Annotated in this window: 25 protein-coding genes and 1 pseudogene; 17 read left to right on the top strand and 9 right to left on the bottom strand. The window is 52.0% G+C overall.

Annotated elements, in window-relative coordinates:
* Positions 1–2: 2 nt before the first annotated feature.
* The gene (locus tag Q4563_RS05845; RefSeq protein WP_303603935.1) at positions 3–1,247 is read right to left on the bottom strand and encodes an RNA polymerase sigma factor; all 1,245 of its coding nucleotides are present in this window, start codon (positions 1,245–1,247) and stop codon (positions 3–5) included.
* A gap of 121 nt (positions 1,248–1,368) precedes the next feature.
* Between Q4563_RS05845 and msrP the strand changes: the two genes are divergently transcribed.
* The 5 genes from msrP (at position 1,369) to Q4563_RS05820 (ending at position 6,987) form a co-directional block, all read left to right on the top strand.
* The gene (msrP, locus tag Q4563_RS05840) at positions 1,369–2,367 is read left to right on the top strand and encodes a protein-methionine-sulfoxide reductase catalytic subunit MsrP (protein WP_303603934.1); all 999 of its coding nucleotides are present in this window, start codon (positions 1,369–1,371) and stop codon (positions 2,365–2,367) included.
* Between the two features lie 11 nt (positions 2,368–2,378).
* The gene (locus tag Q4563_RS05835) at positions 2,379–2,975 is read left to right on the top strand and encodes a sulfite oxidase heme-binding subunit YedZ (RefSeq protein WP_215977854.1); all 597 of its coding nucleotides are present in this window, start codon (positions 2,379–2,381) and stop codon (positions 2,973–2,975) included.
* 147 nt (positions 2,976–3,122) lie between these two features.
* Positions 3,123–5,543, top strand: coding sequence for a beta-propeller domain-containing protein (locus tag Q4563_RS05830; RefSeq protein WP_303603933.1), 2,421 nt, complete (start codon positions 3,123–3,125; stop codon positions 5,541–5,543).
* Positions 5,544–5,649: 106 nt separating this feature from the next.
* A complete protein-coding gene (locus Q4563_RS05825; protein ID WP_215977852.1) occupies positions 5,650–6,114 on the top strand; it encodes an NfeD family protein in 465 nt (154 codons plus the stop codon).
* 21 nt (positions 6,115–6,135) lie between these two features.
* On the top strand, positions 6,136–6,987 hold the full coding sequence (locus Q4563_RS05820) for an SPFH domain-containing protein (RefSeq protein WP_303603932.1): 852 nt from the start codon (positions 6,136–6,138) through the stop codon (positions 6,985–6,987).
* Between the two features lie 258 nt (positions 6,988–7,245).
* Here Q4563_RS05820 and Q4563_RS05815 read toward each other — a convergent pair whose 3' ends face one another.
* Positions 7,246–7,803, bottom strand: a complete 558-nt coding sequence (locus Q4563_RS05815; protein ID WP_215977851.1) for a DUF1415 domain-containing protein — start codon at positions 7,801–7,803, stop codon at positions 7,246–7,248.
* Positions 7,804–8,178: 375 nt separating this feature from the next.
* Here Q4563_RS05815 and recQ point away from each other — a divergent pair, with 375 nt between their 5' ends.
* The 3 genes from recQ to Q4563_RS05800 all read left to right on the top strand — a co-directional run bounded on the left by recQ (position 8,179) and on the right by Q4563_RS05800 (position 11,511).
* Positions 8,179–10,329 carry a DNA helicase RecQ gene (recQ, locus tag Q4563_RS05810; protein ID WP_303603931.1) on the top strand — a complete coding sequence of 717 codons (2,151 nt, stop codon included), beginning with the start codon at positions 8,179–8,181 and terminating at the stop codon, positions 10,327–10,329.
* A gap of 65 nt (positions 10,330–10,394) precedes the next feature.
* Positions 10,395–10,922, top strand: a complete 528-nt coding sequence (locus tag Q4563_RS05805) for a disulfide bond formation protein B (protein WP_215977849.1) — start codon at positions 10,395–10,397, stop codon at positions 10,920–10,922.
* Positions 10,923–11,004: 82 nt separating this feature from the next.
* Positions 11,005–11,511, top strand: coding sequence for a protease complex subunit PrcB family protein (locus Q4563_RS05800; protein WP_215977848.1), 507 nt, complete (start codon positions 11,005–11,007; stop codon positions 11,509–11,511).
* Between the two features lie 50 nt (positions 11,512–11,561).
* Here the strand turns inward: Q4563_RS05800 and Q4563_RS05795 are convergent.
* Positions 11,562–11,681 (bottom strand): annotated as a pseudogene (locus Q4563_RS05795) (hypothetical protein); the annotation flags it as partial.
* Positions 11,682–11,889: 208 nt separating this feature from the next.
* Here Q4563_RS05795 and Q4563_RS05790 point away from each other — a divergent pair.
* Together Q4563_RS05790 and Q4563_RS05785 are read left to right on the top strand one after the other, a co-directional pair.
* Positions 11,890–12,771, top strand: coding sequence for a LysR family transcriptional regulator (locus Q4563_RS05790; protein WP_215977847.1), 882 nt, complete (start codon positions 11,890–11,892; stop codon positions 12,769–12,771).
* 259 nt (positions 12,772–13,030) lie between these two features.
* Positions 13,031–13,711 carry an OmpA family protein gene (locus Q4563_RS05785; RefSeq protein WP_215977846.1) on the top strand — a complete coding sequence of 227 codons (681 nt, stop codon included), beginning with the start codon at positions 13,031–13,033 and terminating at the stop codon, positions 13,709–13,711.
* A gap of 94 nt (positions 13,712–13,805) precedes the next feature.
* Here the strand turns inward: Q4563_RS05785 and Q4563_RS05780 are convergent, their stop codons facing one another.
* Positions 13,806–14,345: a DUF2780 domain-containing protein gene (locus Q4563_RS05780; protein ID WP_215977845.1), complete on the bottom strand. Its 540-nt coding sequence runs from the start codon at positions 14,343–14,345 to the stop codon at positions 13,806–13,808.
* A 119-nt stretch (positions 14,346–14,464) separates the two neighbouring features.
* Between Q4563_RS05780 and pbpG the strand changes: the two genes are divergently transcribed.
* Together pbpG and Q4563_RS05770 are read left to right on the top strand one after the other, a co-directional pair.
* A complete protein-coding gene (pbpG, locus tag Q4563_RS05775) occupies positions 14,465–15,361 on the top strand; it encodes a D-alanyl-D-alanine endopeptidase (RefSeq protein WP_215977844.1) in 897 nt (298 codons plus the stop codon).
* 14 nt (positions 15,362–15,375) lie between these two features.
* Complete coding sequence (locus Q4563_RS05770; protein ID WP_303603930.1) at positions 15,376–17,034, top strand: tetratricopeptide repeat-containing sulfotransferase family protein; 1,659 nt, start codon at positions 15,376–15,378, stop codon at positions 17,032–17,034.
* Positions 17,035–17,076: 42 nt separating this feature from the next.
* On the opposite strand, the gene Q4563_RS05765 is transcribed toward Q4563_RS05770, so the two are convergent.
* Positions 17,077–17,628 (bottom strand): methyltransferase family protein, encoded by a 552-nt coding sequence (locus tag Q4563_RS05765; RefSeq protein ID WP_215977842.1) that lies wholly within the window; start codon positions 17,626–17,628, stop codon positions 17,077–17,079.
* Positions 17,629–17,822: 194 nt separating this feature from the next.
* Between Q4563_RS05765 and tpiA the strand changes: the two genes are divergently transcribed.
* Positions 17,823–18,581: a triose-phosphate isomerase gene (gene tpiA, locus Q4563_RS05760; RefSeq protein WP_303603929.1), complete on the top strand. Its 759-nt coding sequence runs from the start codon at positions 17,823–17,825 to the stop codon at positions 18,579–18,581.
* 8 nt (positions 18,582–18,589) lie between these two features.
* Here the strand turns inward: tpiA and Q4563_RS05755 are convergent, their stop codons facing one another.
* Positions 18,590–19,357: an MBL fold metallo-hydrolase gene (locus tag Q4563_RS05755; protein WP_303603928.1), complete on the bottom strand. Its 768-nt coding sequence runs from the start codon at positions 19,355–19,357 to the stop codon at positions 18,590–18,592.
* Positions 19,358–19,573: 216 nt separating this feature from the next.
* On the opposite strand from Q4563_RS05755, the gene Q4563_RS05750 reads away from it, so the two are divergent.
* From Q4563_RS05750 to Q4563_RS05740, 3 genes are all read left to right on the top strand, one after another.
* The gene (locus Q4563_RS05750; RefSeq protein WP_303603927.1) at positions 19,574–20,245 is read left to right on the top strand and encodes a 2OG-Fe(II) oxygenase; all 672 of its coding nucleotides are present in this window, start codon (positions 19,574–19,576) and stop codon (positions 20,243–20,245) included.
* Between the two features lie 135 nt (positions 20,246–20,380).
* Positions 20,381–21,160 (top strand): substrate-binding periplasmic protein, encoded by a 780-nt coding sequence (locus Q4563_RS05745; protein WP_303603926.1) that lies wholly within the window; start codon positions 20,381–20,383, stop codon positions 21,158–21,160.
* 136 nt (positions 21,161–21,296) lie between these two features.
* The gene (locus tag Q4563_RS05740; RefSeq protein ID WP_303603925.1) at positions 21,297–22,985 is read left to right on the top strand and encodes a GGDEF domain-containing protein; all 1,689 of its coding nucleotides are present in this window, start codon (positions 21,297–21,299) and stop codon (positions 22,983–22,985) included.
* On the opposite strand, the gene Q4563_RS05735 is transcribed toward Q4563_RS05740, so the two are convergent.
* Together Q4563_RS05735 and Q4563_RS05730 are read right to left on the bottom strand one after the other, a co-directional pair.
* Positions 22,982–24,256 (bottom strand): Y-family DNA polymerase, encoded by a 1,275-nt coding sequence (locus tag Q4563_RS05735; RefSeq protein WP_303603924.1) that lies wholly within the window; start codon positions 24,254–24,256, stop codon positions 22,982–22,984. The genes Q4563_RS05740 and Q4563_RS05735 overlap by 4 nt on opposite strands.
* Positions 24,219–24,647, bottom strand: coding sequence for a LexA family protein (locus Q4563_RS05730; protein ID WP_336623029.1), 429 nt, complete (start codon positions 24,645–24,647; stop codon positions 24,219–24,221). Before Q4563_RS05730 ends, Q4563_RS05735 begins: the two co-directional genes overlap by 38 nt.
* 66 nt (positions 24,648–24,713) lie before the next feature.
* On the opposite strand from Q4563_RS05730, the gene Q4563_RS05725 reads away from it, so the two are divergent.
* On the top strand, positions 24,714–25,364 hold the full coding sequence (locus Q4563_RS05725) for an SOS response-associated peptidase (protein WP_215977836.1): 651 nt from the start codon (positions 24,714–24,716) through the stop codon (positions 25,362–25,364).
* Between the two features lie 66 nt (positions 25,365–25,430).
* Here the strand turns inward: Q4563_RS05725 and Q4563_RS05720 are convergent, their stop codons facing one another.
* The gene (locus tag Q4563_RS05720; protein ID WP_303603923.1) at positions 25,431–26,525 is read right to left on the bottom strand and encodes a mandelate racemase/muconate lactonizing enzyme family protein; all 1,095 of its coding nucleotides are present in this window, start codon (positions 26,523–26,525) and stop codon (positions 25,431–25,433) included.
* Positions 26,526–26,612 lie beyond the last annotated feature (87 nt).

Below are 26,612 nucleotides of genomic sequence, written 5' to 3'. Positions count from 1 at the left end.
GTCTAATCGACAGCGCTACCAATATTTTTTTCATACTGTTCGATGCGCATTTGTAAATAGCGCCTCTCTGCCGCTAAACGGGTTAAGCTTAGGGCATAATGGTAACGCTCGTGGGCTTGATGGTGGCGACCCGAGCGGCGCAGCAAGTCGGCCCAGGCGGCATGGGCGGGAAAGTAAGAGGCTAAATCGCCATTAGCCAGTTGCTCTATGTGGCTAATGGCAGTATCTATATCCCCCGCCATGGCTTGAGCAACCGCTTGGTTGAGGGCTACCACCGGCGTGGGGGTACGCAAATAAAGTGCTTGGTAGAGTCCCCAGATTTCTTGCCAATCGGTATCTGCCGCGGTTGGGGCTTCGGCGTGTAGAGCGGCAATGGCAGCTTGTAGGGCATAGGAGCCTGTGGCCGGCCCCACAAGAGCGCGGGGCAGCAGGGCGGTGGCCTCAGCAATGGCGTCATGATGCCAGCGTGTTCGGTCCTGATCTTCCAGCAGTATGATATCGCCGTTGGGTTTTGAGCGTGTATCTTGACGGCTGTGCTGTAACAACATAAGCGCCAGTAAGCCATAAACCTCGGATTGTGGCAGTAGGCGGGTCAATAAGCGCCCGAGGCGAATGGCCTCGTCGGTCAGGTGTACACGCTGCAGGCTATCCCCACCGCTGGCGTAGTAGCCTTCATTGAAAATTAAGTACACGATTTTCAGTACACCTTGTAAGCGTTCTGGTAACGCTTGTTTGCCCGGCACTTCATAGGGGATACCAGCACTTTGGATTTTGCGTTTGGCGCGAACTATTCGCTGCGCTGTGGTGGAGGCCTTGGTTAAAAACGCACTGGCAATTGCTTCGGTACTGAGGTCACACACCTCTCGCAATGTTAAAGCGATGGCGGCCTCCTGACTGAGACTGGGGTGACAACAGGTAAAGATAAGCCGCAGACGATCATCCTCTAAGTGTAGAGTGTCGGGATCGGGGGCTTGGCAGACGGCGGTGTCTTCACTGGCTAAGTCTACCTCACGGCGGTGTTTGCGTAGCTGGTCAATCGCCTTAAATCGTCCGGTAGAGACCAGCCAAGCGGTGGGGTTGTGTGGCACCCCTTCGTCTGGCCACTGCTTTAGTGCACAGGCGAAGGCTTCGTGCAGGGCCTCTTCAGCCAAATCGAAGTCTTTTAATAAGCGGATAAGGGTGGCGAGCACTTGACGCGAGTGTTCGCGGTAAATTCGTTGTACAGTGTGGTGTATAGCGTCGCTCATATCCCTGATACATCGTTTTAAAAAAATAGATCGTATAGTTAAATGAATCTTGTAACAACGTAGGCCTTATCGAGTCTTAAGGATAAGCGATAATACAAACCGTTTCTTTACAGGGGCAGAAATGTTTATTAAACCGTCAAATCGTATCCGTGAGAGTGAGATCACCCCAGAGTCCGTGTACCGCGAGCGGCGCCGTTTTATGCAGCTGACGCTGGGAGCTGGGGCGTTAGCCGCAGCCTCCGGGGCGGGCGCCAAGCCGGGTTTTGTGGCCGATGCGGGCGCAGCGGTAGGCCCCGATTGGCTCAAGCAAAAAATAGCCGGTGCTGAACCTTATGGTGAAAAAGTGACAGACAAGCTCACGCCCTATGAGCACGTCACCAGCTACAATAATTTTTACGAGTTCGGCTACGATAAGTCCGACCCCGCTAAACACAGCGGTACATTACAGCCCCACCCCTGGAAGGTAGAGATCGCCGGACACGCGGAAAAAACCGGGGCTTTCAATTTGGAGGATTTGCTGGCCAAGGTCACTCTGCGCGAGCGGGTGTATCGATTGCGCTGTGTCGAGGCCTGGTCCATGGTAATTCCCTGGGTTGGGTTCGAACTGGGCGAGTTACTCAAGCAATTTAAACCTACCAGCCGTGCTAAATATGTTGCGTTCACCACCTTGTTGGACAGTAAGCAAATGCCCGAGCAAGCGAGTCGCTTCAGTACTATCGACTGGCCTTATCGCGAAGGGTTGCGTATTGATGAGGCGATGAACCCACTGACGCTTTTAGCGGTTGGACTGTACGGCAAGCCTCTACCCAACCAAAATGGTGCTCCGTTACGCCTAGTCGTACCCTGGAAGTACGGCTTTAAAAGTATTAAATCCATCGTCAAAATTGAGTTTACCGAAAAACAACCCGGCACCAGCTGGAATGTGAGAGCACCTAACGAGTATGGTTTTTACGCCAATGTAAACCCTGAGGTCGATCACCCGCGCTGGTCTCAGGCCAGTGAGCGGCGCCTGCCCAGTGGGTTGTTTAGCCCCAATATTATTGATACGCAGATGTTTAATGGCTATGCCGATGAAGTGGCGCACCTGTATAAAGGGATGGATTTGCGTAAGCATTATTGAAGGCAGAACGTATGAAAGCAGTAACTTGGCGGCGACTTTTTATTTTTATGGTAGCGCTGGCGCCCTTTGGCTGGATTTTTTATCGAACGATAAGCCAGCAGTTGGGGGCCGACCCGGCAAAAACCATCGTGCTTTTTACCGGTGAGTGGGCGATCTACTTTTTGTTTGCGTCTTTGGCGGTGACGCCTTTGGTGCGCTCGGCCAAGTGGCGCTGGTTAATGCCACACCGGCGTATGCTGGGGTTATTTGCTCTGTTCTATGCTCTGTGCCACGTGGCCTCCTATTTAGTGTTTATTTTAGGGTTAGATTTCAGTCGTTTTTTTGCCGAATTGGTTAAGCGCCCTTATATTACCGCCGGGGCTCCGGCGGTGTTGATCCTAATCGCTTTAGGGGCAACCTCAACCAAGGCGATGATGCGCCGCTTGGGTAAACGCTGGCAGTCTTTGCATCGGCTGGTATATGTCGCGCTTGGTTTGGCTTGGGTGCATGTACTTTGGCAGGTGCGCTCCAGTTATTTTGAGGCGGTTATTTATGGCATTCTTGCCGCGCTATTGCTGGGGTATCGGCTGTATTGGCGGCAAAAAATGGCCCGCAAGAAAGCTCTCTAACACCGTATCCCTCAAATCTAATAGCGCTGAGGTAGTTTGGTCGCCTGCTCGTCGTTTTTACAAAAACACACAGTTTTCATTGTTGAACAAGTTAAGCTTACCTCAATCAGTGTAAGGTTTTCTCGTGAATGCCATGGGAGGTGTGAAATGCGGGTATTGGTATTAGGTTTAGTGGCAACGCTGGGGTTGTCAGCCTGTGGTGGGTCTTCAAGCTCGGACACTCCAGGGGGGACTAACCCCAGTGGAAATGGAAGTTCTTCGAGCCTGAGCAGCCTTGGAGGGAGTGACCCCGCTGGAAGTAGCAGCTCTTCGAGTCAGGGAAGCTCTGTAGGAAGCGGCGGCTCAGAGCCTGTCGACTATGAACCCTTAAAGCCCGCCCAGGTCGACTCTAAACCACTGCAACCGATAGCAGGGCAGGATTTAACCCGCTACCTAGCCAACGGTTTTCGCCTGCAAACCGGTGGATTTTACCCTGAAAAAGGGGTGGGCGGAGAAGTAGATTTTTCTGCCTCACCAGTCGAAGGCAGTAATGATGGCGCAGGCGATTACTCCGATACCAATGTCCATGTCGCCGGTGTGGATGAGGCCGATGTGGCTAAATACGATGGCGCACATTGGTTTGTCTCCTATGTGCCGGAAAATGCCGCCTCGAATCTGCCCGGTATTCAAGTCTTTGCCACTGATCCCGACACCCCATCGGCGCAATTAGCGGGAAGCTACAGCTTCGCCGAAAGTGATTGGGGGGAGGCGACATCTCTGTATTTACACAAGGAGGCCGACCTTGCCAGCCATGTGATTGCTATTCGCAATCAGTGGGGCAATATTTACCCGCTGATGCCGGGGGGCGCACCTGATATTGTGTTTTCCGCGGATATTTGGCCGGGGCCGGTAAACAGCGAATTTCGGCTGGAGTTTATCGATGTCAGCAACCCCGCCTTGCCCCAGTTGGAGAACAGCATCAGTATTGACGGCGCCTTAATTAATAGTCGGCAGATTGGCGATACCTTGTACTTAGTGTCCCGTTTTGACCCTTGGTTGAATGACTTGCACTTAGAGCACGATCAAGAAAATACGCGAGCCGACAACGAGCAGGTATTGGCTCAGGCGAGTCTTGCCGACATATTACCGGGCTATCGCGTAGGCTCAGTTGAAGCCCCGCTTACCGAGGAATGCTTGGTACAGAGTTCGGTGGATGAGCATACGGGCTATTATTCGGTGGTCAATATCACCGCTATCGACTTGTCCAGCCAGTCGGTATTGGCCAGCCAGTGCTTAAGCACGGCGGTGGATGATATGACCATGAGCACCGATGCGCTTTATATTACTGGGTCAAACTGGTCGGGTGAGGGCGAGACGACCACCTTACATAAATTCAATTTAACCGCTGAGGGGCCCGAGTACGCCGCCACCGGTGCGGTCAGCGGCACCTTGCGTGGTCGTGCGCCTTTTCGGGTGCATCAAGCGCACGACAAGCTCCGAGTGGTAACCAGCCAGTGGCAGGGCGAGTTGACCCACCACTTGTTTGTGTTAGAGCAAAGTGGCCAGAGTTTGGTTACGATCGCCGAATTGCCCAATGCCAACCGGTCCCAAGCCATCGGCAAACCGGGAGAAGATATTTACGCGGTACGCTTCACTCAAGACAAAGCCTACATCGTCACCTTTCGACAGGTTGATCCCTTCTATGTGGTGGACTTGACCAACCCGCTGGACCCTAAAATCAGCGGCGAGCTAGAGGTGCCGGGGTTTGCCACTTATATTCATCCAATCAACGATCAATATATATTTACCCTTGGGCAAAATGTTGACTCCATCTCGGGCTGGACCGACGGAATTAAAGCGCAGTTGATACAGGTGGAGGCGGGTGTACCTACTTTGGCCGGCGAGGTTAATATTGGCCAACAGGGCAGTAGCAGCGAAGCGCTCTACGACTTGCGCGCCCTGAGCTTTTTAGCCGACACCGAAGCTAACCTACGGGTAGCTTTTCCGGTAAAAGTACAGGCCCGAGTCGACCAAGCGTACGCCACCTGGCAGTATAGCGGCCTGCAGATGCTGGAGCTGCAGGGATTACAGGGTGATACCGCCACCATGCTGGATAAAGGCACGCTGGTGGCTGAAGCCGCCGGCAGCGAACAGTGGGATAGTGGCGTCGGGCCCCGGCGCGGGTTGTTGCATGATGATGCTGTTTTTTATGCGCATAACAACCAAGTCTGGGCTGCCCAGTGGGGCGATGCCAGCAACCCCTCATTACCAGTTGGCGGTGAGCCGATCGCTTGCACTGAAGAGCTGCGTTACGGTCTTCATGTCAATGTGTGGGCGGAAGAAGCTGATGCCTGTAGCGCCAGTGTTACCGCCACCGATGGTGAATATCAAGAGACATTAACTCAGATAGACTCCTCTTGGGGCAGCTGCTATTTCCAGGGCGCGCAGGAGCGCGCGGGTACCTACGACATTACCGTCGAACTTGCCGGTTATGCTTCGCAAGCACTGGCGGGAATTGTGGTATCGCGCGATCTGTGCCACGTGCAAACCCGCTATGTCTCCGCTTTCCTGACGCCGGCTGAGCTATAGTGGTTTTGCCGATTACAGCTTTGTGGCGGTGTATTTGATGTATACTCCTTGAGAAATAATCATAGGGTGTCTTTGTAGTATTGAAGATGCCTACAAGGAGATCGCAATGGAAGACTGGGTAAGTTCGGGTTTGCCTGCTTGGGCGTGGGTGGTAGCAGGTTTTGCTCTGGCCGCGTTAGAGATCATTTTACCCAGCTTTTTTATGTTGTGGTTGGGGGTGAGCGCCATTGTGGTCGGTGTGCTCAGTCTGTTCCTGCCGTTCGATTTGGCCGCCCAGCTGTTCCTGTGGGCGGTTCTGTCCATGTCATGTCTCGTCGCCTGGTTTCGCTGGGTGGCTCCGCGTATGAAAGATAAAACCCGCAGCGGTATGGCCTATGAAAAGCTGCTGGGTCAAACCGCCATCGTCTTGGTTTTTAACGCTTCCACCGGACGCGGTCAGTTGCGCTTTTCGGCACCTATTTTGGGTGAAGATGAGTGGCGCTTTATCTGCTCGGATGATCTCAGTGCGGGAGATCGCGTGGTAGTCAAGGATGTGTCTGGCAACGATCTTGTGGTAACACTTCACCAATAATCAATAGAAAGGATATCAATTATGGACGCACTTATTACCGTTGGTGCCATTGTTTTTTTAACGTTCTTTGTTATTACCCGTGGGGTTAGAATTGTGCCACAAGGGCGCAAAGACGTTGTGCAGCGCTTGGGGCGCTACCACATGACCCTCACCCCAGGGCTCAATCTCATTATTCCATTTTTCGATAGCGTGGCCTATAAAGTCACCACCAAAGATATTGTGTTGGATATCCCTTCGCAGGATGTAATCACCTACGATAATGCGGTAATCATAGCCAACGCCGTGGCTTATATTAATATCGTCAGCCCGGAAAAATCCGTCTACGGCGTAGAAAACTACACCATCGCTATCCAAAACCTGATTCAAACCTCACTGCGTTCGATTATTGGCGAAATGGCGTTGGATTCGGCTCTGTCATCGCGCGATCAAATTAAGGCCAAGTTAAAAGCCTCCATTTCTGATGACATCTCCGATTGGGGCATTATTCTCAAAACCGTTGAGATTCAGGACATTAACCCATCGCCTACCATGCAGCAGGCAATGGAAGAACAGGCCGCTGCTGAGCGTCAAAGGCGCGCCGCGGTAACTCGTGCCGAAGGGGAAAAACAAGCCGCTATTCTCGAGGCCGACGGTCGCCTGGAAGCCTCGCGCCGCGACGCTGAGGCAAAAATTGTGTTGGCCGACGCGTCGGCACAGTCGATTCGAGTAGTAACTGACTCGGTTAAAGGTGGCGATGAACTGCCTGTGATGTATCTGCTGGGGGAAAAATATATTGAGTCCATCGGCGATTTATCAACCTCCGCCAACTCCAAAACCGTGGTTTACCCCGCCGATCTCGCCAATGCCTTTAAAGGTATGTTTGGCAAAAGTTAAACATCTTTTGGGGCCAATAACCATTGGCCCTTCCTCTTCCACACTTTTATTGATGTTAGCCTGCTAAAGCAATACTCCGAGCCGTTAAGGCTGATGGCTACCCGTAAATCTACGCATCTGTTGTCAACTACCGACTAGCCCACGCAGGCTACATACTGGGCATCATTACTGTTCGTGAGCAGGTGGTCAGCTTGGTCGAGTGAGATAAAGCTTTTGGGATGGCATGCCGCGTTGTATATAAACGCGGCCTCAGCAATGTTAACGGTTTAAATACGAGAACAGTGTAGCAACTTCTTGCTCGGTTAAACTTTGCATCCGCTCGATGTTACGCTCGGGGACAGACTCGGTATCGGCACCGTTATCAATCGCATTGGTTAAGCTTTGCTCGCGCAGTAAATGCAAAATAGGGTAGGGCGAGCGATTGGTTAAGTTGCTGCGCTCGTCATAGTCGGTGTTAGAAAATTGATAATCGGGGTGAAAGTGAGCTATTTGGTACCGCCCCAGCAGACCTTGCTTGTTTAGCCAGCTTTCGGCTTGCTGCACCGTAATTGTGTAAAAGTAAAAGTCCTCATAACCCTCGGGCAGTATTAGCAGTGTGGTTTCTAATGTGCTGATGTCCGCCTCGTCTAACCGGGCCACCTCGGCGCCGAGCACCTCAAATAGCCCAAACTCGTCGGTTTCATCAAACACGGCAAAACGAATACGCTGGTGTTTGGCTGGTTGATGGGCAAACGGGCATAAATTAAGTCCGAGTACTACGGTTTCGAACCACTGTTTTGTCTCGGCAATAACACTGCTGGTTGCTAGCTTGTTCACACTTACTTTCGCCCTATTTATGGGCCCTGTGCCCTAATAGCAGCACTATAGTCGCTCTGTTGGTTCGAAAGCAATGGCGGCGCTAATGACAGGTTTGACGATGGGCAACGTCCATGGCCAGTAGCATTTCCACCCAAGCATTAACCTCTGTGAGAGGCGAATAAGCAATATCGACAAGCGGCGCTGGCTATGGCGCACTCGGTTACGAATTGTGTTACCCAGTGTTCGATGCGCTCATCGGTTAGTTCAAACGGTTGGTCGTTGTTTGTAGCTTAAAAGCACCTTAATGCAAATAATAACTATTATTAATTAGGTGGTCGGTTTTTTAATCTTATGTCTCATTCGTGAAAGGGCTAAAGCTGCTAAACTCCCCGCATGACTCAAACAGCCCTACAAACACTGCAAAGCACCTTTGGTTACGAGGCCTTTAGAGGCCCGCAAGCCGAGATTATTGAGACCGTTATTGCCGGGCAAGACGCCTTGGTGCTCATGCCCACCGGCGGCGGTAAATCCCTGTGCTACCAAATTCCGGCCTTAGTGCGCGAGGGCGTGGCGATTATCGTCTCGCCGCTGATTGCACTCATGCAAGATCAGGTGAATGCGCTGGCACAGCTGGGTATTAGCGCCGCGTATTTAAACTCCAGCCTCGCGTTTGATGAGGTGCGTGCCATTGAGCAAGGCTTGCGCCAAGGTGAGGTCAAAATCTTATACGTCGCCCCCGAGCGTTTAATTCAACCGCGTACCTTGGAGATGCTGCAGGAGCTGCCGTTGGCGTTGTTCGCCATTGATGAAGCGCATTGCGTGTCGCAGTGGGGGCACGACTTCCGCTCGGATTATTTACAGCTAAGCTTGCTGCATCAGCAGTTTCCTAATGTGCCGCGAGTGGCGTTAACGGCCACTGCCGACGACCGCACTCGCGCCGAGATTATTACTCGTCTGCAATTAGAGGATGCCGCGCAGTTTGTCAGTGGCTTTGACCGGCCCAATATTCAATACCGTATTGAGCAAAAACAAGACGCCCGTCAACAGCTATTGCGTTTTTTACACAACGAGCACCCAGAGGATGCGGGCATTGTTTACTGCTTATCGCGCCGTAAAGTAGACGAAACCGCCGCTTGGTTGAGTAAGCAAGGTTTTACCGCACTGCCTTACCATGCAGGCCTGCCGGCGGCGACTCGCAAAAATCACCAAGAGCGCTTTTTGCGAGAAGAGGGCGTTATCATCGTTGCCACCATTGCCTTTGGTATGGGTATCGACAAACCCGACGTGCGTTTTGTGGCGCACTTGGATTTACCTAAAAGCATCGAGGCTTACTACCAAGAGACCGGCCGCGCTGGCCGCGATGGCCAACCCGCGACTGCGTGGATGGCCTATGGTGTGCAGGATGTTTTAAAACTAAAACAAATGATGAGTCAGTCCCAGGGCTCAGACGCTCACAAACGCACCGAAAACCACAAGCTCGATGCCATGCTCGGCTTGTGTGAAATCACCAGTTGCCGACGCCAGGTGCTGTTGTCGTACTTTGGTGAGCCGGAACACGGCCCCTGCAATAATTGCGATACCTGTTTAATTCCGCCGCAAACCTATGATGCCACCGTGGTCGCGCAAAAAGCACTCAGCGTTTGCTACCGCACCGGTCAGCGTTTTGGTGTTAATCATTTGATAGACGTACTGCTGGGTAAAACACCCGAGAAGGTGACCCAGTTCGGTCACGATAAACTCAGCACTTTCGGCATCGGTGAAGAATTAGATGTGAATCAGTGGCGCTCGGTATTTCGCCAGTTGGTAGCGCGCGGCTTAATGCAGGTGGATGTCGCCGGTTACGGTGGCTTGTTGCTCACCGAAAAATGTCGCCCGTTGTTAAAAGGGGAGCAAAGTATTGAACTGCGTAAAGACACAAAAGTCGACTCTGGGCGCAAGTCGAAAAGCAGCCCAGCGGCCAAGGGTATCACCGGCCCAGATCGCGCGCTGTGGGACAAGCTGCGCGAATTGCGCAAAGCGCTGGCGAGTGAGCAGGACATTGCGCCCTATATGATTTTTCACGATGCGCACTTAATGGAAATGGTCAGCTTACAACCGCAGGATTTAGATGCGTTTGCGCGCATTTCGGGCGTGGGCGCCAGCAAGCTAGAACACTATGGCGATGCGTTTATCACTGCCATTACCGAGCATGTCGAAAGCTTAGCCGACTATGCCGGTAGCGCCGAGAATGTAAAAGCCACCGAGCATGAAACCTTTGCTTTGTTTAAAGCCGGCATGACCATTGAAGACATCGCCCGCCAGCGCGAGTTGACCCCCACCACTGTCTACGGCCATCTGGCCGGGTTAATTGAGCAGGGCCAGCTGGATGTGGCTGAGGTGGTGGAGTTGCCCGAGCAAGAGCTGGAAACCATCTTCGATGTTATGCTGGCGCACGACGATGAACCCTTTAAACTCAAGCCGGTCTATGATGCGCTTGATGGAGTTTACGATTATGGTGTGCTGCGCTGTGTACGCGCGGTTATTGTGCGTGAGACGGTGCATTAAGTGCCAGCAAAGCTAAAGTTTTGATTATTGACCGACTGACTAGACTATTAGATAGGCGAAGAAAAATGAATACAACACTCGCGCAGCGAGCGCTCAGCTTAGCCTCTTGCCGCTATTTTTGGCTGGCCGTTGCCGCCGCCATGCTCGCTCTGGAAGGCGGCGCTCTCTATTTTCAGTATGTTGAACACTACTACCCGTGTGAAATGTGTATCTACGTGCGGGTTTGGGTGGCGGCGATTTTTGTAGTGTCAGTTTTGGCGTTGGTATTAAAGCGGTGGTTTTGGGGCCGGGTCATAGCGAGCTTGACGGGCCTTGTTTTAAGCTTGGGTTTAGCGTGGGAAACCTGGGGCTTAGTCAAAGTTGAATATAATATTGGCCACGGCAGTGCCTGCGGCTTTAAAGCCAACTTCCCCGGCTGGGCTCCATTGGATGCTTGGCTGCCGGCTCTGTTTAAAGTGGAAGATTTATGTCAGGCCACGCCACTGGTGCTGGGGCCCATTTCCATGACTCACGGCTTGATAATGATTAGCGCCGGATTGATTGCGACCATGTTATTGGCATTACTAGGCTGCTTTTACTTGCCGAAGCGATAACAACTTTTTACTTCGCTACAGTAGTGCGCTTGACTTTACCTATAGTAAATTTAATTTTTATACGGATTTTATGGGAAAAGCCATGGACTACAGAAAGCACGTGCATCGTCACTTGTTGCGAACATCTCGACTTACACTAGCCTTACTGGCCGCTGGTATGCTGAGCGCCTGCGGCTCAGATTCCGGTGCTGGTGATATGAGCATTCCCTTTACGGCTATCGACTGCCCCGCGGTGTCTGGTTATACCTCCTACGAAGATCCCTATTTTGCTGTGATTGATAACGAGCACGAATACCGAGAAAGGTATCTGGCGACCGATTTAAACAGTCAGGAAGAAGCGCCAGCGGTGGACTTTTCCACACAACAGGTGATTGTGCTGCACGCCGGTATGAAACCTTCAGGCGGGCACTTTATCGATGTGCTGAATATCATTGAAAAAGACGGTGCGTTACAAGTAAATTATCAAGAGGGTGAGCCGCAAACCTGCTCGGCAAACACTGCCATACGTTACCCTTATTGTTTTATCTCAATTGAGGCTACCGATAAGTCGGTAACCTTTGCCGGGGACGTGGTCAACAGTTGCGGCTAACGGCCTGCCATATCTCACCGTAGGTGAGATATGGCAGGCGGGCTTTTGAATTACGCCGAGCTTGTTTCTTGGCTTTGGGTTTGGCCACTTGGGCGCAAAGTTCTGGCTGCAATTGCCATATATCGCAATGCGGGCAGTATCTCATTCCACTGATGGGTTTTTAAGCCGCAGTCAGGGTTTACTCAAAACCGTTTAGCGGGAATGCGTTCGCGCGCTTAGCGCCTATGCGGGGAAGCCTCAAATTATGAGCCTTTGCCATCTTGGCCTCCTAGTCAATAAGGGATCAGTGTCGGCGGTGGTTGATATGATTAAAAATGGTATTATTTCATTGTTTGATGAAGTGTATTCATCTTTTAGTTTGAGATTAAGAGGCAGGGCATGATAGAGCGCAACCATTTGGCTATTTTGCGGGCAGTAGAACAAGACGGCTCCCTGACCGCAGCCGCTGATCGTTTGCACTTGACTCAATCGGCGTTGAGTCATGCCATTAAAAAGCTGGAACAGCAGCTCGGGACGCCAGTTTGGGAGCGTGAAGGCCGCCGCTTGCGGCCGACTCAAGCCGGGCAATATTTGTTAGGGCTCGCCGGGCGCTTGCTGCCACAGTTGGAGCATGCCGAAGATGTGATTGCTCGTATGGCCGCAGGGGAGCGGGGAGTGTTGCGCATCGGCATGGAGTGCCATCCTTGTTATCAGTGGTTACTGAAAATCGTGGGGCCGTATTTAACGGCCTGGCCGGGGGTAGATGTCGACGTTAAACAGCAATTTCAATTCGGTGGCATGGCCGCATTGTTTGGACACGATATTGATTTGCTCGTCACCCCCGACCCGCTGCATAAACCTGGAGTCGAGTTTACCCCTGTGTTCGAATACGAACAGGTGCTGGTGGTGGCCGATAGTCATTCGCTGGCGCAGCAGAGTTTTGTGCGGCCCGAGCAACTGGTGAGCGAGGTATTAATTTCGTATCCGGTACCGGTAGAGCGGTTGGATATTTTCAGTCATTTTATGTTGCCGGCGGGTGTTGCACCGCGCAGCCACAAAACCATAGAGACCACCGATATTTTATTGCACACGGTAGCGGTTGGGCGAGGCGTGGCAGCATTGCCGGGCTGGCTGGTTGAGGAATATGCCGCAAGCTTGCCTATTAAAGCGATAAGTTTGGGCGAGAAAAAATTACATAAACAGATATACGTCGGTGTGCGCAGTGCAGACCGAGCCACCGATTATATTGATGCGTTTATCAGTCAAGCCGCAACACCGTAAAGGTAAATAGACATTATCTATATGTAAATTTGGTGACATTGCAACTTGGTAAAAATATTTGGAAATACTACAGATTTGTCATACTTTGCAGTGTGGTTTTATCGCAATGGCTCGAAACATTTCAATAATAAAATAGACGCAAGTCACAAAAAGAGGCTGTTATAACTGGGTAAAGCGGCATCTTTATTTTTTAATTACACTTGGCACAGTCCTCGCTTTAATGTTCTCAGATAAACATTTTTATGAATAGGAGAGCACCATGAAACAGCGCAATAAATTTTGGTTGGCTATGACTGCGGCCGCTTCTACAGTCGCTTTAGTCGGTTGCAGCACCACTGATGGCAATGCTAATGCCGAAGCCAATGAAGAGTCTGAATATGAGCTGGTTCATATGAAAACCGATAAAGACGGTCATAATGTGAGTGCAGCTCAGTCGGGCTTTCACGCGGTGAAAAAAGACACCGACACCGATACCAATACACAGGCGGATTCGTCTGATGCTCAAGCTTATGACAACGCCGAACAAACTCAATCACCAGAAAAGCCCAATCCGGCTTTGGCGGCTTTCCCTATCGATACCACTGTGCGTTTTGCTTTTGATTCATCGGAGCTGACCGGTAGCGCTCGCAATGAGCTTGCTGAGTTGGTGGAAACCGCTGAAAAGTTTGACGATGTAAGTCTGCGGGCAGAGATAGATGGCTATGCCGATGCCACCGGCCCCGATCAATACAATGAGACCTTATCGGATGAGCGCGCCAGCAGTGTCGCTGATTACTTAAAGTCTGAAGGGGTGCAGGTTACCAATTGGAACGTGGATGGTCATGGTGAGAGTAACCCTGTGGCTGATAACGGTACATCGCAAGGCCGTGAAATGAATCGCCGTGTAGTGGTGAAGTTTAATCTAGAGCAAGAGCGGGGAATGAATATCAGTGCGCGTTAATTGCGACGGCTAAATCAAGCCAATACTGAACGATTGCCCAAACCGGCGAGTTTTTACAAACTCGCCGGTTTGTTTTGCGTAGTGTAGGCGCGTTTTAGTTACCCCACAATGAGCCCAGCATACCCAGCAGATCGCCGCCGCCGTTGTTTCCGATATAACCCATGACGATCGGGGTAAATTGTTGGATTAAGGCCGGATCCATGCCCAGGCCTTCAAAAGCACTCTGCACACCATCCATACTTGTGATCTGATTGACCAGCTGTGAGGTCAGCCCGCCACTGCTACCCGTTGGTATAATATCACCCAGCAATGAGGCGTTATCACCCGATAAGTTATTTGCCGCCATTGCCAAAAGCGCTGAAGTGCCGCCTGCGGCTTGCTCTGAGCTAATATCCAATGAATCGGTCAGGCTCGACAGTAAGCCTGTGGGTAGGCTGCTTTCATTGTTTGAACCTAAAGCCTTATCGACATCACCCAAATCAAAGGCTTGAGCGTTCAGGGCAACAAACAATGATAAAAAAGCAATCAGTAATGGTTTCATTTCTACTCCATAGGGTAGCGAGCGGTTAGTATGCTCGCGGGTCATTAAGGTGGCAGTGCGCGCCACTCGTTCGAGGGGGTATTTTGCGCCCATGTGACCGGCTCTGCAATAATTTCCTTTACCCTCGGAGCCTCTAGAGCTTGCGATAAAGCGCCAGAAATGGCGGATGATTCATGTTAACCTTGCGTTTTTGCCGTTGTCTGGGTGGATAGATGTTGCGTTGTGTTTTTAGTTTGATGGTCTTGTTACTGATGCCCTTGGTGGAAGCCTCAGAGGTACAGTCTCCGCTTCGGTTGGCCTCGGTCAGTGCGGCGGTAAGCCCGCTCGGCAGTGATACCCCAGTATTCGCCAAGCGCGCTGACTGGGTGATGCCTATCGCCTCTGTGACAAAGATTATGACGGCAATGGTAGTACTGGATTCCGGTGCTGATTTAAACGAACGGCTAGAGGTCAGCAAGCGGCATTTTCCCGCTGCGGCCAATGCCTATTCGCGTATTCGTCCCCAGTCTCGCGCCCAACGCAAAGATCTGCTGCATATTGCCGTGATGTCGTCGGAAAACTACGCGGCGTATTTATTGGCACGCCACCACCCCGGAGGCTATGACGCTTTTATTAATGCTATGAATGAAAAAGCTCACAAGCTAGGAATGATGCATACTCATTTTGTCGACTCCAGTGGATTGTCTGAGCAAAATGTATCCACCGCTAATGATTTAATGCTTATGCTCAAGGCGGCTTTTCAGTACGATGTTATTCGTCAAATTAGCACCAGCTCCAAGCATGACGTTTGGTTTACCCAGCCGGGCTATTCGCTCTATTACGCCAATACCAATCCTTTAGTGCGCAGTTCACGCTGGGATGTACTGTTGAGCAAAACCGGTTATTTAAGCGAGGCGGGTCGCTGCTTAGTGATGGTGGCCAATGTTGAGGGCAAGCCCACCGGGTTTGTTTTTCTCGATTCGTTTGGCAAACGCACCCCTCTGGGGGATGCCGGTCGAACTCGTCGCTGGCTCAGTGGCACTGCCAGTGGCCAGGTGGCAACGGCCGCCGCGCGTTACGAGAAGGATAAAGCCGAGCAACTTTCTAAAGTGCAAGTTGCCACACAATAAAATGAGGCTCCTGCGTGGATGAAGTTGAATTAAAGCAGACTCTGCAACGGGCTCAAGCGCTCTATCAATCCGGTGATTGGCGCTTAGCGGGGCAACTTGCTCTGCAAGTATGCCAGCAGGTGCCCGACCAATCCGAGGCTTTACATTTACTGGGTATGTGCAGTTACCAAGTGGCACAGTACACCCAGGCGGCTCAGTGTTTTGCGCGTTTAGCGGCCCTCAACCCGAATAACCACAACGCCCTTTTTCTGGCAGGTATGGCCTTGGCGGCGGCAGGGGATTTAGTGGCGGCCGAACAATATTTAAGCCGCGCCACCGCTCAAAACCCAGAACATGTTGATGGCCATGTACACCTGGCAAAAGTGTTGTCGGGGCAGGGTAAGCACCAAGCGGCGATTGATGTTTTACAACCGCTTTTCCAACGCCTGCCGACCCTGTTTGAGGTGCAAAGTTTACTGGCCGATTTATGGTTAGAGCTGGGTGATATCAACCGGGCCGAGACTCACTACTTACAGGTGTTAACAACAAGCCCCGAGCACGAATCGGCACTGGCCGGGCAGGCGCGGGTTTTACTGCGCCGCAATAACCCGCAGGCCGCGCAGGATCTGCTCGCCCACTGGCAAGATAAGTTTGAAGGCTTGTCTGCCGCAAGTGTCTTGGTATTGACTGAGGTGTGGGAAAAAAATGCTCAGGCCGAGCGCGCCATTGAGTGTTTAGAACGCCTGTGCCAAAGCGATAGGCTGCAAGGCGCAGACCGAGCTTTGGGTTTATTTACTCTGGGCAAAATACTGGACAAGCAGGCGGATTACGACCGAGCTTTTGCGGTGTATCGACAGGCCAACCGGGCGGCGGCTATTGGCTATCGCGCCGATGCAACGCAAACGTTTTTTGCTGCACTGCAAGCGGCGCTCGACGGTGCCGATTGTTTTCCGGCCAAACGTGAACATGACACATTGAGTGTCGTGCCTGTTTTTGTGGTCGGGATGCCGCGCTCGGGCACCAGTTTAACCGAGCAGATTTTGGCCAGCCACCCGCAGGTGGAAGGCGCCGGTGAAACTCAAGGGGTAGCTCATCTTATTCAGTTTATGCAGGCGCAGGGCTATGGCTATCCGGAGGGTGTTGCACAACTAACCGCGCCTGATATCGCTCAAATGCGAGCGATTTATCAAACACATCTGCCCAATTCTACTGGGCAAAAAGTTTCAGTGATGATTGATAAAATGCCGGACAACTTTAAACATTTACTGTTGATTAGTCGGGTCTTTCCCGAGGCAAAAATCATACACGTCACGCGCAATCCTGTGGATACATGTCTGTCTTGTTATTTTCAGTACTTTTCCGGTGCCCACGATTACGCTTACGATTTGGCCAGCTTGGCGGATTATTACCAGCGTTATCAGGCGTGGATGCAGGCGCTGAAAACGGCGAATGTCGTGGCGTTACACACCCTGCAATACGAAACACTGGTGCAAGATTTTAAGCCTGTGGTGGCCGCGGCTTTAAACTTTTGTAACTTGGCGTGGGATGAGCGATGTGAAGATTTCTATCGCACCGGGCGGGCGGTAGCCACCGCCAGTTACGACCAAGCATCGCGCCCGCTCTATCAGGGTTCAATCGAGCGTTGGCGACATTATGATTCACACCTGGCAGAGCTTAAACCGCTGCTGGCATAAAGAGCCGAAGTTTGATTGTGTGCGGGGAGGCAGATGGATGCTTTAAATAACCTGCGGAACCAGCATTTTGCTTTGGCGTTGATACTCTGCATAGGGCTGGCCAAAAAAAGCCAAGCTTTCTTGCTCTTCGGTTTTCGCCGCCAGCCACACAAACACACAAACCCCGGTCAGTAAGCCTCCGGTTAACGGTGTTATGCCGTGTAGCAACAGACCAATCCCCAGCAGAATCAAAGACGCGTACATTGGGTGGCGTATATAGGCGTATATGCCCCAGGTAACCACTTGTTGGGTGTTTTCAAACGGAAAGTTTTCCGGCTGGTGGCGGTCGGTTACGCCGGCTTTTTGCAGCGCTTTATAGCCGAGAAAGGCCACCATCAAAGAAGCTAGGGTAAACCCGCCGGCAATGGTGCCAAGGGGTGAGAAGAAGTCCATCTCAGTGGGGTGAATATTGACTACGGCCAGAACCAGTAACAGCTCAAAAGCAAAGAAACGGTAAAATCCGTGGCATTTGGGATTGCGCAATTGGCGTCGACACAGCCAAGTGAGCGCCAAGCTGGTTACCACAAATATCCATAGGTAAGGGCTATCTGCCATGATGTTTATCCTTTATGACTGGCAACCAGTGCTGAGGGTAAAAGCGGCGAACTTTAGCAGATTGTGTGCCGATGATTCAAGAAAATCAGCCAGTGCGGCTTAAGTGTTGTTTCAGGGAAAGGCAATATTGGCAGCCTCATCGCCTGTGTTAGAATAGAGTGATAAGTATTGTTTAGGCAGAGGCCGGAGAGAATATGTCAAAGAAATCACCGCTGGTGGTGGCTAACTGGAAGTTAAATGGCGGTACCGATCTGATCGCAGCGTCGGTTGCGTCCATTCGCAATCTAAACTTTAATGCCCGCATTGGTATTGCTCCACCTTATGTGTACATCAGTGGCTTGGTCAATGTACTGCGCAATTCCTCCATTATGGTTGGCAGCCAAAATATCAGTAAATTTGAATCTGGCGCGTTTACCGGCGAAACCTCCGCGCAAATGCTCAAAGAGGTGGGGTGTGATTTTTGTTTGATTGGCCACTCCGAGCGCCGCCAGGTTTTTTTGGAAAATAACCAGTCCTGTCGCACCAAGGTCGAGCGGGCGCTGGTGGCGGGTGTGATGCCTATTGTGTGTATTGGTGAAAACCTGCAGCAATACGAATTGGGGTTAACCCGCGATATTCTCTACCGTCAGTTGCACCAAACCCTCGATGGATTGGATTTGACCGGTGAAACTTTGTGTATTGCTTATGAACCGGTATGGGCTATCGGTACCGGTAAAGCGGCCAGCCCTGAGGTGGTGGCAGAGGTGCACGAATTTATTTACCAAGAGCTCGACGCTATTTTGGGCTCGGCCGCTAATGAGGTCAACATTCTCTATGGTGGCAGTGTTAAAAAAGACAATGCCGCCGAGCTGTTGGCGATTAATCATGTGGACGGTTTATTGGTAGGGGGCGCCAGCCTCGACCCGGAACATTTCGCGCAAATTTGTGCCGCGGCTAATCAGGTTGAAAGTTGACGGCGCGGTTAAAACTCATCGCGCAGTAACCGAATGGACTTAAACACCGCAAAGGGCGTGTCGCAAGGCATGCCTTTTTGTTTAAGTGCTTGATGGATTTCGGGATTATCCAGTAAAAAATAGGGGCTGTGCTGGCGCTGCTCAGCAATGTTTAACAGCGGGCGTTGCTCCGGGGTTAGGGATTCTAAATGCGCAAGCTTATCGTGCAGCTCGGTTTTATGGGGTTGTAGTGACAGCGCAAAGCGCAAGCCGATTAGATCGTAATCGTGAGCGGTCAGATAAACCGTTTCGCCGGGCAGCTCTGCCAACCATTGAATCGATTCGTACATTTTCTGATGTTGTCCCTGGCGCACCTTACCGATACCGTAATTGAACAGCATATCCCCCGATATCAGCAGGTTTTGCTCCGCGCTATAAAAAACATGGTGATGTGGGGTATGACCTTGCAAGTGTTTGATGCTAAAGCTCTGCCCGGCAAAGTGCAGTGTGTCGCTCCCGTTAAAACTCTGTGCACTTTGCATTAAATGCGAAAAGGCTTTAGGCGCCCAAAGGGGAATGTTTAATTGGGCACTCACCTCATCGGCGCCACCGATATGGTCGAGGTCTTCGTGGGTGATCCAAATCGCCTCGGCAGTTAGGTTTTGGTTTTTGAGGTACTCCAGCGTTAAAGCCGCATCGGTGGGGTCGATGATCAAGGCGCGGTTGTGTTCGTCCAACAGGAAATAGTTGTAATTACGCAGAGGGTTATCGAGAAAGAATCGCGCGATACGGAGCATAAAAGCAGCCTTTGGGTCAGAGGCGTTGGTGTGATAAGGGCTGAGTCTACGCGCTAAAAAAGCGGCTGGCCAGCCTCGTTGAGCAGGCTGGTTGATGCGAGTGAGAGCAAATAAAGCTTGCCAGTAGCGAGTAAGTGCTTTAAATAGCACTACCCCGGCTGCGAGTGTGCAATGCCGTTAATGGCCGCGATAATGTGGCCCGCCTGAGGCACTGCCATGAACACCAGTTTTGCCACCGATATCGGTCAAACCAGCGAGCAAAGTGCCGCTTTGTTTGCCAAGGTGGCCTGTGATATACGCGAACGCGGTTACAGTATTTTACCCGAGGCCTTGCCTGAACCCTTAACCCGGCAATTATTACAGCAGGTGAGTAACCTCGATGAGACCGAGTTTGTCGCGGCCGGTATTGGGCGGCAGAGTGACTTTGTCCATGAGCAGAGAATTCGCAGTGACGAAATTGTCTGGATAACCGGAGATACTCCACCGGGCGCCCTGTGGTGCCAATGGACAGATCAGCTGCGCCTTACCCTCAATCGCCAGTTACTGCTGGGTTTGTTCTCGTTTGAAAGCCATTACTCCCACTATGCCCCCGGCGCCTACTACGCGCGCCACCTGGATGCCTTTAAAGGCGAGCGCAACCGGGTGTTATCCGTGGTGGCCTATCTAAACCCCGAGTGGGGCGATAACGATGGTGGTGAGCTGGTGCTCTACGCCAACCAAGAGGATGCAACCGGGGTGAAAGTGCGCCCGCAGCGAGGCACATTGGTGGTGTTTTTGAGCGAAGATTTTCCCCACCAGGTGCTACCGGCTCAACGCGATCGATATGCTATTGCCGGCTGGTTTCGCACCAATACCAGCACCGCGACACGTATTGACCCGCCGCGCTAAGAAATCAGAGTTTGCCTACTGAGACTTGGAAATTACGCACTGAACTGGCTTCTTTCCCGTCGTGTTATAAACTGGTGGTAAGCGTGGTATTTGACCATACTCATCAACGCGTCTAGAGGCGAGTATTTCACGGTTATGGCAAAGCAGTTAAACCCTTGGGTAGTCATGGTGTTGGCTCTCGCATTACTGGGCGGCCAGCCCAGCTGGGCCCAGGGCGTCAACCGAATGGTGCGTATTGCCGCTGAGGACAGCTGGCTCCCCTTTTCTGGCCCGCAAGGGCGGGGGTTGTCGCATCAAATCGCCGCCGAGGCCTTTGCGACTCAAAGGTACCAGCTGTTAACCCATGCGGCTCCCTACGCCCGTGCCTTGCGCATGGTAGAGCAGGGGCAGATGGACGCCTGCTGGAATGTCACCCGACAGGCCAACACCGAGGCTCGCTTCCACTTTGGTACCGAACCGCTGTTACACGCCGGTGTTTCTTTTATTTATCGTGCCGACAATGTGCACCCTTATACCCAAATTGCCGATATACCCAATGGTACAAAAATTGGCGTCATTCTCGGATTTGAATACGGCGATGTCTTCGAAAGACACAAACATAGGTTTAAGATCCAGGCCGTACCCACACAAAAAAGCTTGTTATTGATGCTTGAGGCGCAGCGCTTCGATTTGGTCTTGATGTTTGATGAGGTGTTTGCTTTTAACCTAGATGCCTTGGAGTTAGACCCAGCCGCCTTTATCAAAGGCCGCAGTTTCTATCGCAGTGATATTTTTATTGCCTTTGATGCCTCTTCGCCTCGCTCTGTTGTTTTGAGTGAAGCTCTGGATAAAGGGCTCAAGCACTTGCGCCAAACAGGGCGCTATGCCGAGATTATGAACGCTGCCGGTCGACCGGCCCTTCCCAGCCCCCTATAACATAGGGTGGGATAGGGTTTTGAGAGAGCCATAATACGGTGTGTTTTTTTAGATCGAGCAAGATTAAGCGTAGACGGGGCGGCCGCACTTTGCTGTAATGGCACGTAAGTTCACATAATGCTACAGGAGTGCGTCCTTGAGCTTAAATACACGCTTTTTGGGGTTGGCCACTGCTTTAATTCTTTGTGCCGGTGGCGCCTCTTGGTGGGCCTACCAAACCCTTAGTCAGTCCATCATTGAGCGCTGGGGTCGGCAGGTCACTGAAATACAGGTGCGCTACGACAGCGCACGCCTGCTCAGCTCACTGGAGCGAGAAATTGGCTTGGCTAAACAGCTGGCTCGTACTCCTGTGCTTAAACAGTGGGCTCTTGAGCCTGATAACTCAGATCTTAAAACCCAGGCCATTCGCGAGCTCGAGAACTTCCGCGCCGGTTTTGGCGCTAAAAGCTATTTTATTGCCCTGACCGAAAATCGTCATTACTACTTTAACAATGCGCAAAATGATTACGCCGATGATCAATTTCGCTATATTTTAGACCCCGCCTCCGGCGACGACGCCTGGTTTTTTCAATTGGTAGAAGAGGGGCGAGATTTTCACCTTAACGTCAACCCAGATACTCAGCTCGGTGTTACCAAGCTGTGGATTGATGTGCTGGTGCGCTCAGAGGCGGGTGAGGTGGTGGCCATGGTGGGCACCGGCTTGAATCTGGACGCTTTCTTGCAAGATATCGTCGATATTGGTCAAGAAGGTATTACCACTCTGTTTGCCGATTATAACGGCGCAATTCAGTTGTATCGTGACCGTAACTACATCGATTTTGCCAGTATTATCAAACCCGAAGGGCAAAAGAAAACCGTGGATCTTTTATTCGAGCACTCTCAAGACAAACAAAAAATGTTGGGAATGCTGGCGCTGTTAAAAAAGCGTGGCGATGCACCGGGTTCAGTGGAAAGTGGCTTTGTGGTGATCGATGGCAAAAAGCATCTGGTGGGCGTGGCTTATCTGCCCTCTATTGGTTGGTTTGAAATCACCCTGTTAGATTTGAGCGTGCTGGTACCTAAAAGTTATTTTTGGCCGTTGGGGTTGGTATTTCTGGCAACACTGATAGTTACATTGACGGTATTTCACTGGGTTATTCGCTCGCGCGTACTCAAACCCGTGGTAAGTCTGGAAGCGGCAGTGCATCGGGTGCGGGAGGGCAACTATGACTTGCCGTATTTACCCAAGCCAGATAATGAAATTGGTCGTTTGGCCGATCATTTCGAGAAAATGACTGATCGCGTACGGCGCAATACCGAAGAGTTGGAAGCGCGGGTGGAACACCGCACCGAGCAGCTGCATAGGCAAGCACGCACCGATCCATTAACGGATTTAAAAAACCGGCGCGGTCTGGATGATATTTTAAATGAAATGATCGTGCGCGCCGAGCGCGAACAAGTGAACTTCGGCATTCTGTGGATTGATGTCGATCACTTTAAAAGCATCAATGATGAGCACGGCCATCAGTTTGGCGACGAGATTCTGCGCCGGGTGGCGCTTTGGTTGCGCGCCTCTATTCGGCCCTATGATCAAGTAGGGCGTTGGGGCGGCGATGAATTTGTCGTCGTGATGGGCCCCTGTGAGCACGCGGTCGTGATGCAAGCGGCCGAGCGAATCCGAGCGATGGTTGCCGAAGAAAGCGTGCGTACGGGCACCCCTTTAACGCTTAGTGTTGGTGCTCACTTGGGCTTGCCCGGGGAAAGTATCGACACCCTGCTGCATCATGCTGATATCGCTTTGTATCGCGCCAAAGGTAATGGCCGTAACAAAGTCGTGATTGATTAACAGCTGATCTTAGGTAAGTCTTGCCAGCAGGTGGTGTAGCTCGGCGAGCGGTAACTCTGGCGCATGGCCCATTTTTTACGCACGCCTTCCGCTGCGGTGTGTACGGTGCTACTGCCGTACTTGGTGTTAATACTGTCCATGACCTGCATTAAGGCATTGGCTTTTGCCGGCTGGGCCGGAGTGAACATATCTGCCTGCAGGTAAGTTTTATCAACAATGTCCACCAGCCCCACGCCGGATTTTAAAAACTGATAACCCTCCTTAAACAAATGCGCTGCACCGCGCTGCGCCGCCGCGACAATTAAGCGAGTATCGTCAGTGGGGTAAGGTAATTGTAGTGTGCAGCTGCGGGCGTAGTGGTGCTGATCAAACGGGGAGGTTTGTAAAAACACGTGGAGTGTTTTGACCAAGTGCTGTTGGCGGCGCAGTTTTTCTGCGGCGCGGGTGGCATAGAGCGCTGTGGCCTGTAAAACTGGTGCTAATGTCGTGGCTTTTGCCCCAAAAGATCGGGTGCAGTAAATTTGTTTTTTTGCCGGCGGGACTTCATCCAAGGTCAAGCAGCTAATGCCGTTGAGCTCTTCAATGGTTCGCTCCAGACAAACCGAAAACCGTTGGCGCAGCCATTTTACATTGACTCTGGATAGCGCCCACGCATTGTGAATGCCCAAACGCCGCAGCTGCTTACCTAAGCGGCGGCCCACCCCCCAAATATCTTCGATATCCGCCCGTTGCAGCAGCCACTGCCGCTGTAAATCGTTGCTCACGACACAAACGTGTTCTAACGCCGGTATTTTCTTAGCAGCTCGATTGGCCAATTTAGCCAGAGTCTTACTACTGGCCATGCCCACACCCACCGGAATGCGCACATCGCGCCAAATAGCGGTTTTCATGGTATGCCCCAGCGCCTTTAGATCGCCATCGGCCGCCCACGGGCGCACAAACACCTCATCGATGCTGTACACCTCCAGCTCGGCCGCATGGTGGCGCAAAGTAGTCACCACCCGGCTGGATAAATCGCCGTACAGGGGATAGTTGCTGCTAAATACCGTTATCTTATGCTGGCGCAGCAAATGCTCAACCTTCCAGACCGGTTCTAAATCCGGTATGCCCAGAGCTTTGGCCTCTTTGCTGCGGGCAACTATAAAGCCGTCATTATTGCTCAACACCACCACTGGGTGACCGCGCAGATCGGGGCGGAACACCTGCTCGCAACTGGCGTAGAAAGCGTTGCAATCAACCAGAGCAAACACGGTGATACCTAATGGATGCAATCACCACCCCCTCTATCACCAGCTCGTTATCGCCGGTGCAGGCAATGGGTGGGAAATCATCGTTGCCGGACAGTAGGCGCCCATAGCGTTTGTCCAGTACCTTGCAGGTTAGCTCGCCATTGAGTGCCGCAATCACCACATCGCCGTGGCTAGGCTCCAGCGAACGGTCTACCACCAAGAGGTCGCCATCGTAAATGCCCAGTTGTAACATAGAGTCTCCTTGGGCACGGGCGTAGTAGGTGGCAGCTGGGTGGCGTATTAAATGTTCATTTAAATCCAGAGGCTGCTCAATGTAATCATCCGCGGGGCTGGGGAAGCCTGCCCGCACCCGATGGGTGAATAGGTTAAGTGGTAGGTGGCTTAAAGGTTCGCTAACGGGTATCATTTTCATATTGTCCAATACTGTAAATATATACAGTATAGTGGCAAAGACTCAGAGAGCGTCAAGAGGTTTTACATGTGCGGTCGAATATTTGTGGATCAGACGTCGGGCGCGACTGACGTGCTCAAGCTGGTCGGTTTGGAGCATTACCAGTTGCCCACTCACCACAATCTGGCGCCCACCGAGCCGGTTCCGGTGATATTCACCCATGAGGGCGGCGTTGACCTGGCCCCGATGCGTTGGTGGCTACACCCCGCTTGGTCCCCCGAGCCGCCCAACCAGAAATTCGCTATGTTTAATGCGCGTATAGAAACGCTCTTGACCAGTCGTGCCTACAAGGGCCCCAGCCAGTATCGGCGAGGTATCGTGCCCGCTGCGGGGTTTGTCGAGTGGCAGAAAACCCCCGCCGGTAAACAGCCGTACTACATCACCGGTGAGGAGGATGTGCTGCGTTTAGCGGCGGTGTGGGAGTGTTGGCAAGAGCAGGTGTGGAGTTGCTCGATCATCACCCAGCCGGCCAGCGCTGAATTCGAGCCCATCCACAATCGAATGCCGCTGAGTTTGAATAACGAGCAAATGCTGCAGTGGCTGGATCATCGCCAAAACCCGCAGGCACTGGTAAACGATTTATACGGGGTAAGCTCGCCGCTGACTGCGCGTAGAATTGATAGAAGCGTAAACAATGCCCGGCATAAAGAGCCAGTTCACTATGTGCCGAATGGCTAGAGAAGAAACTAGGCGTCGGGGAGAAAGCCCCTCTGGCTATTTGCCCATTCGCCAGAGGGGAAAAGCTTAACCGGCTGCTGAGGCACAGAGATCCTGCTGCGCACTGGCTGACAGGGCAAAGCCGTGGCCGGGCTTGTCTGTCAGCACAATGTAACCTTGTTCGACGGCGAGTGGCTGCTCGACAATACGGTCCATGTTGAGCATAGAGTGCTCGGTGTAAACCACCTCGGGCAGAGCCGAGGCAATATGAGCGCCCAGCTCCATCGGCGTGTTGCCCAGCGAAATAGGCACGCCGTGTTCTGCGCACAGCCAGCCGATGTTCAAAGCGGCCGAGATATCACCGTGAATATTGATAATGTCGCCCGCGTTATGATCAACCAAGTTGCGTTTGCCGCTAAGGTCTAAGTACTCGCCGACATTTAAGTGGCTGTCGGTCAGCGCTTGCTTAACCTCGATTAAGCCGGGAATATCGTGGCGCAAAATAGGGTCTTCCACCCAGTAGATCGGGAAGCCCGCCTCTTCATAACGGCGAATGCGGCGAATAGCCTCTTTCGCTGACCAGGCCTCATTGGCATCGATCATCAGTCGTGTCTGGCTGCCTACCGCATCGCGCACCAGCGCCAAACGATCCAGATCTTGCTCCACCGTATCAAAGCCCACCTTAACCTTATAGGCATCGAAACCGTGCTTAACCGCGCCGGTATAAAAGTCAGATACCTCGTTATCACTCATATGAAAGCACACGCCGCTGCCATAGCTTTTGACCTTATTGCTGGTGCCGCCGAGAAATTGATACAGCGGCAGGTTGGCGTGTTTGGCGGCCAAATCCCACAGGGCTTGATCAATGGCCTGATCTAAGGAATGGGGCAGTGGGAAGATGTTGCCGCCACGCGGGCGCGACACTTTGTGAATTAAGGCCTCTGGCGGGCGGTTCAGCATGCTGGGTAAGCGCAGGCGTTCTACCAGTGCCTTGATTTCGCGGGCCTCGGGTAGGGGCGTGTGCAGTGATTGGAAAAAGCCCAACCCTATATTGCCTGAACTATCAATCAGCTCCAGAGTGCCGGCCCAAACGTGGGTCGAGGCGAACTGAGAATCACCGATAACGCGGTCGCGCGGGTAATCAAAACAATGAATTCTTATATTTTCTATGGTTGCAGTCATAGTTGATCCGTTTACATCAATAGTGCGTTGCAGTGAGCGGGGGACTGCAGCGCTGTGGTGCCGTCAGGGGGCTATGAAACTATTTAA

The organism is Gilvimarinus sp. 1_MG-2023 (assembly GCF_030548285.1).
The sequence above is the reverse complement of the archived record's forward strand: the minus strand, read 5'-3'. Positions and strand labels throughout refer to the sequence as shown.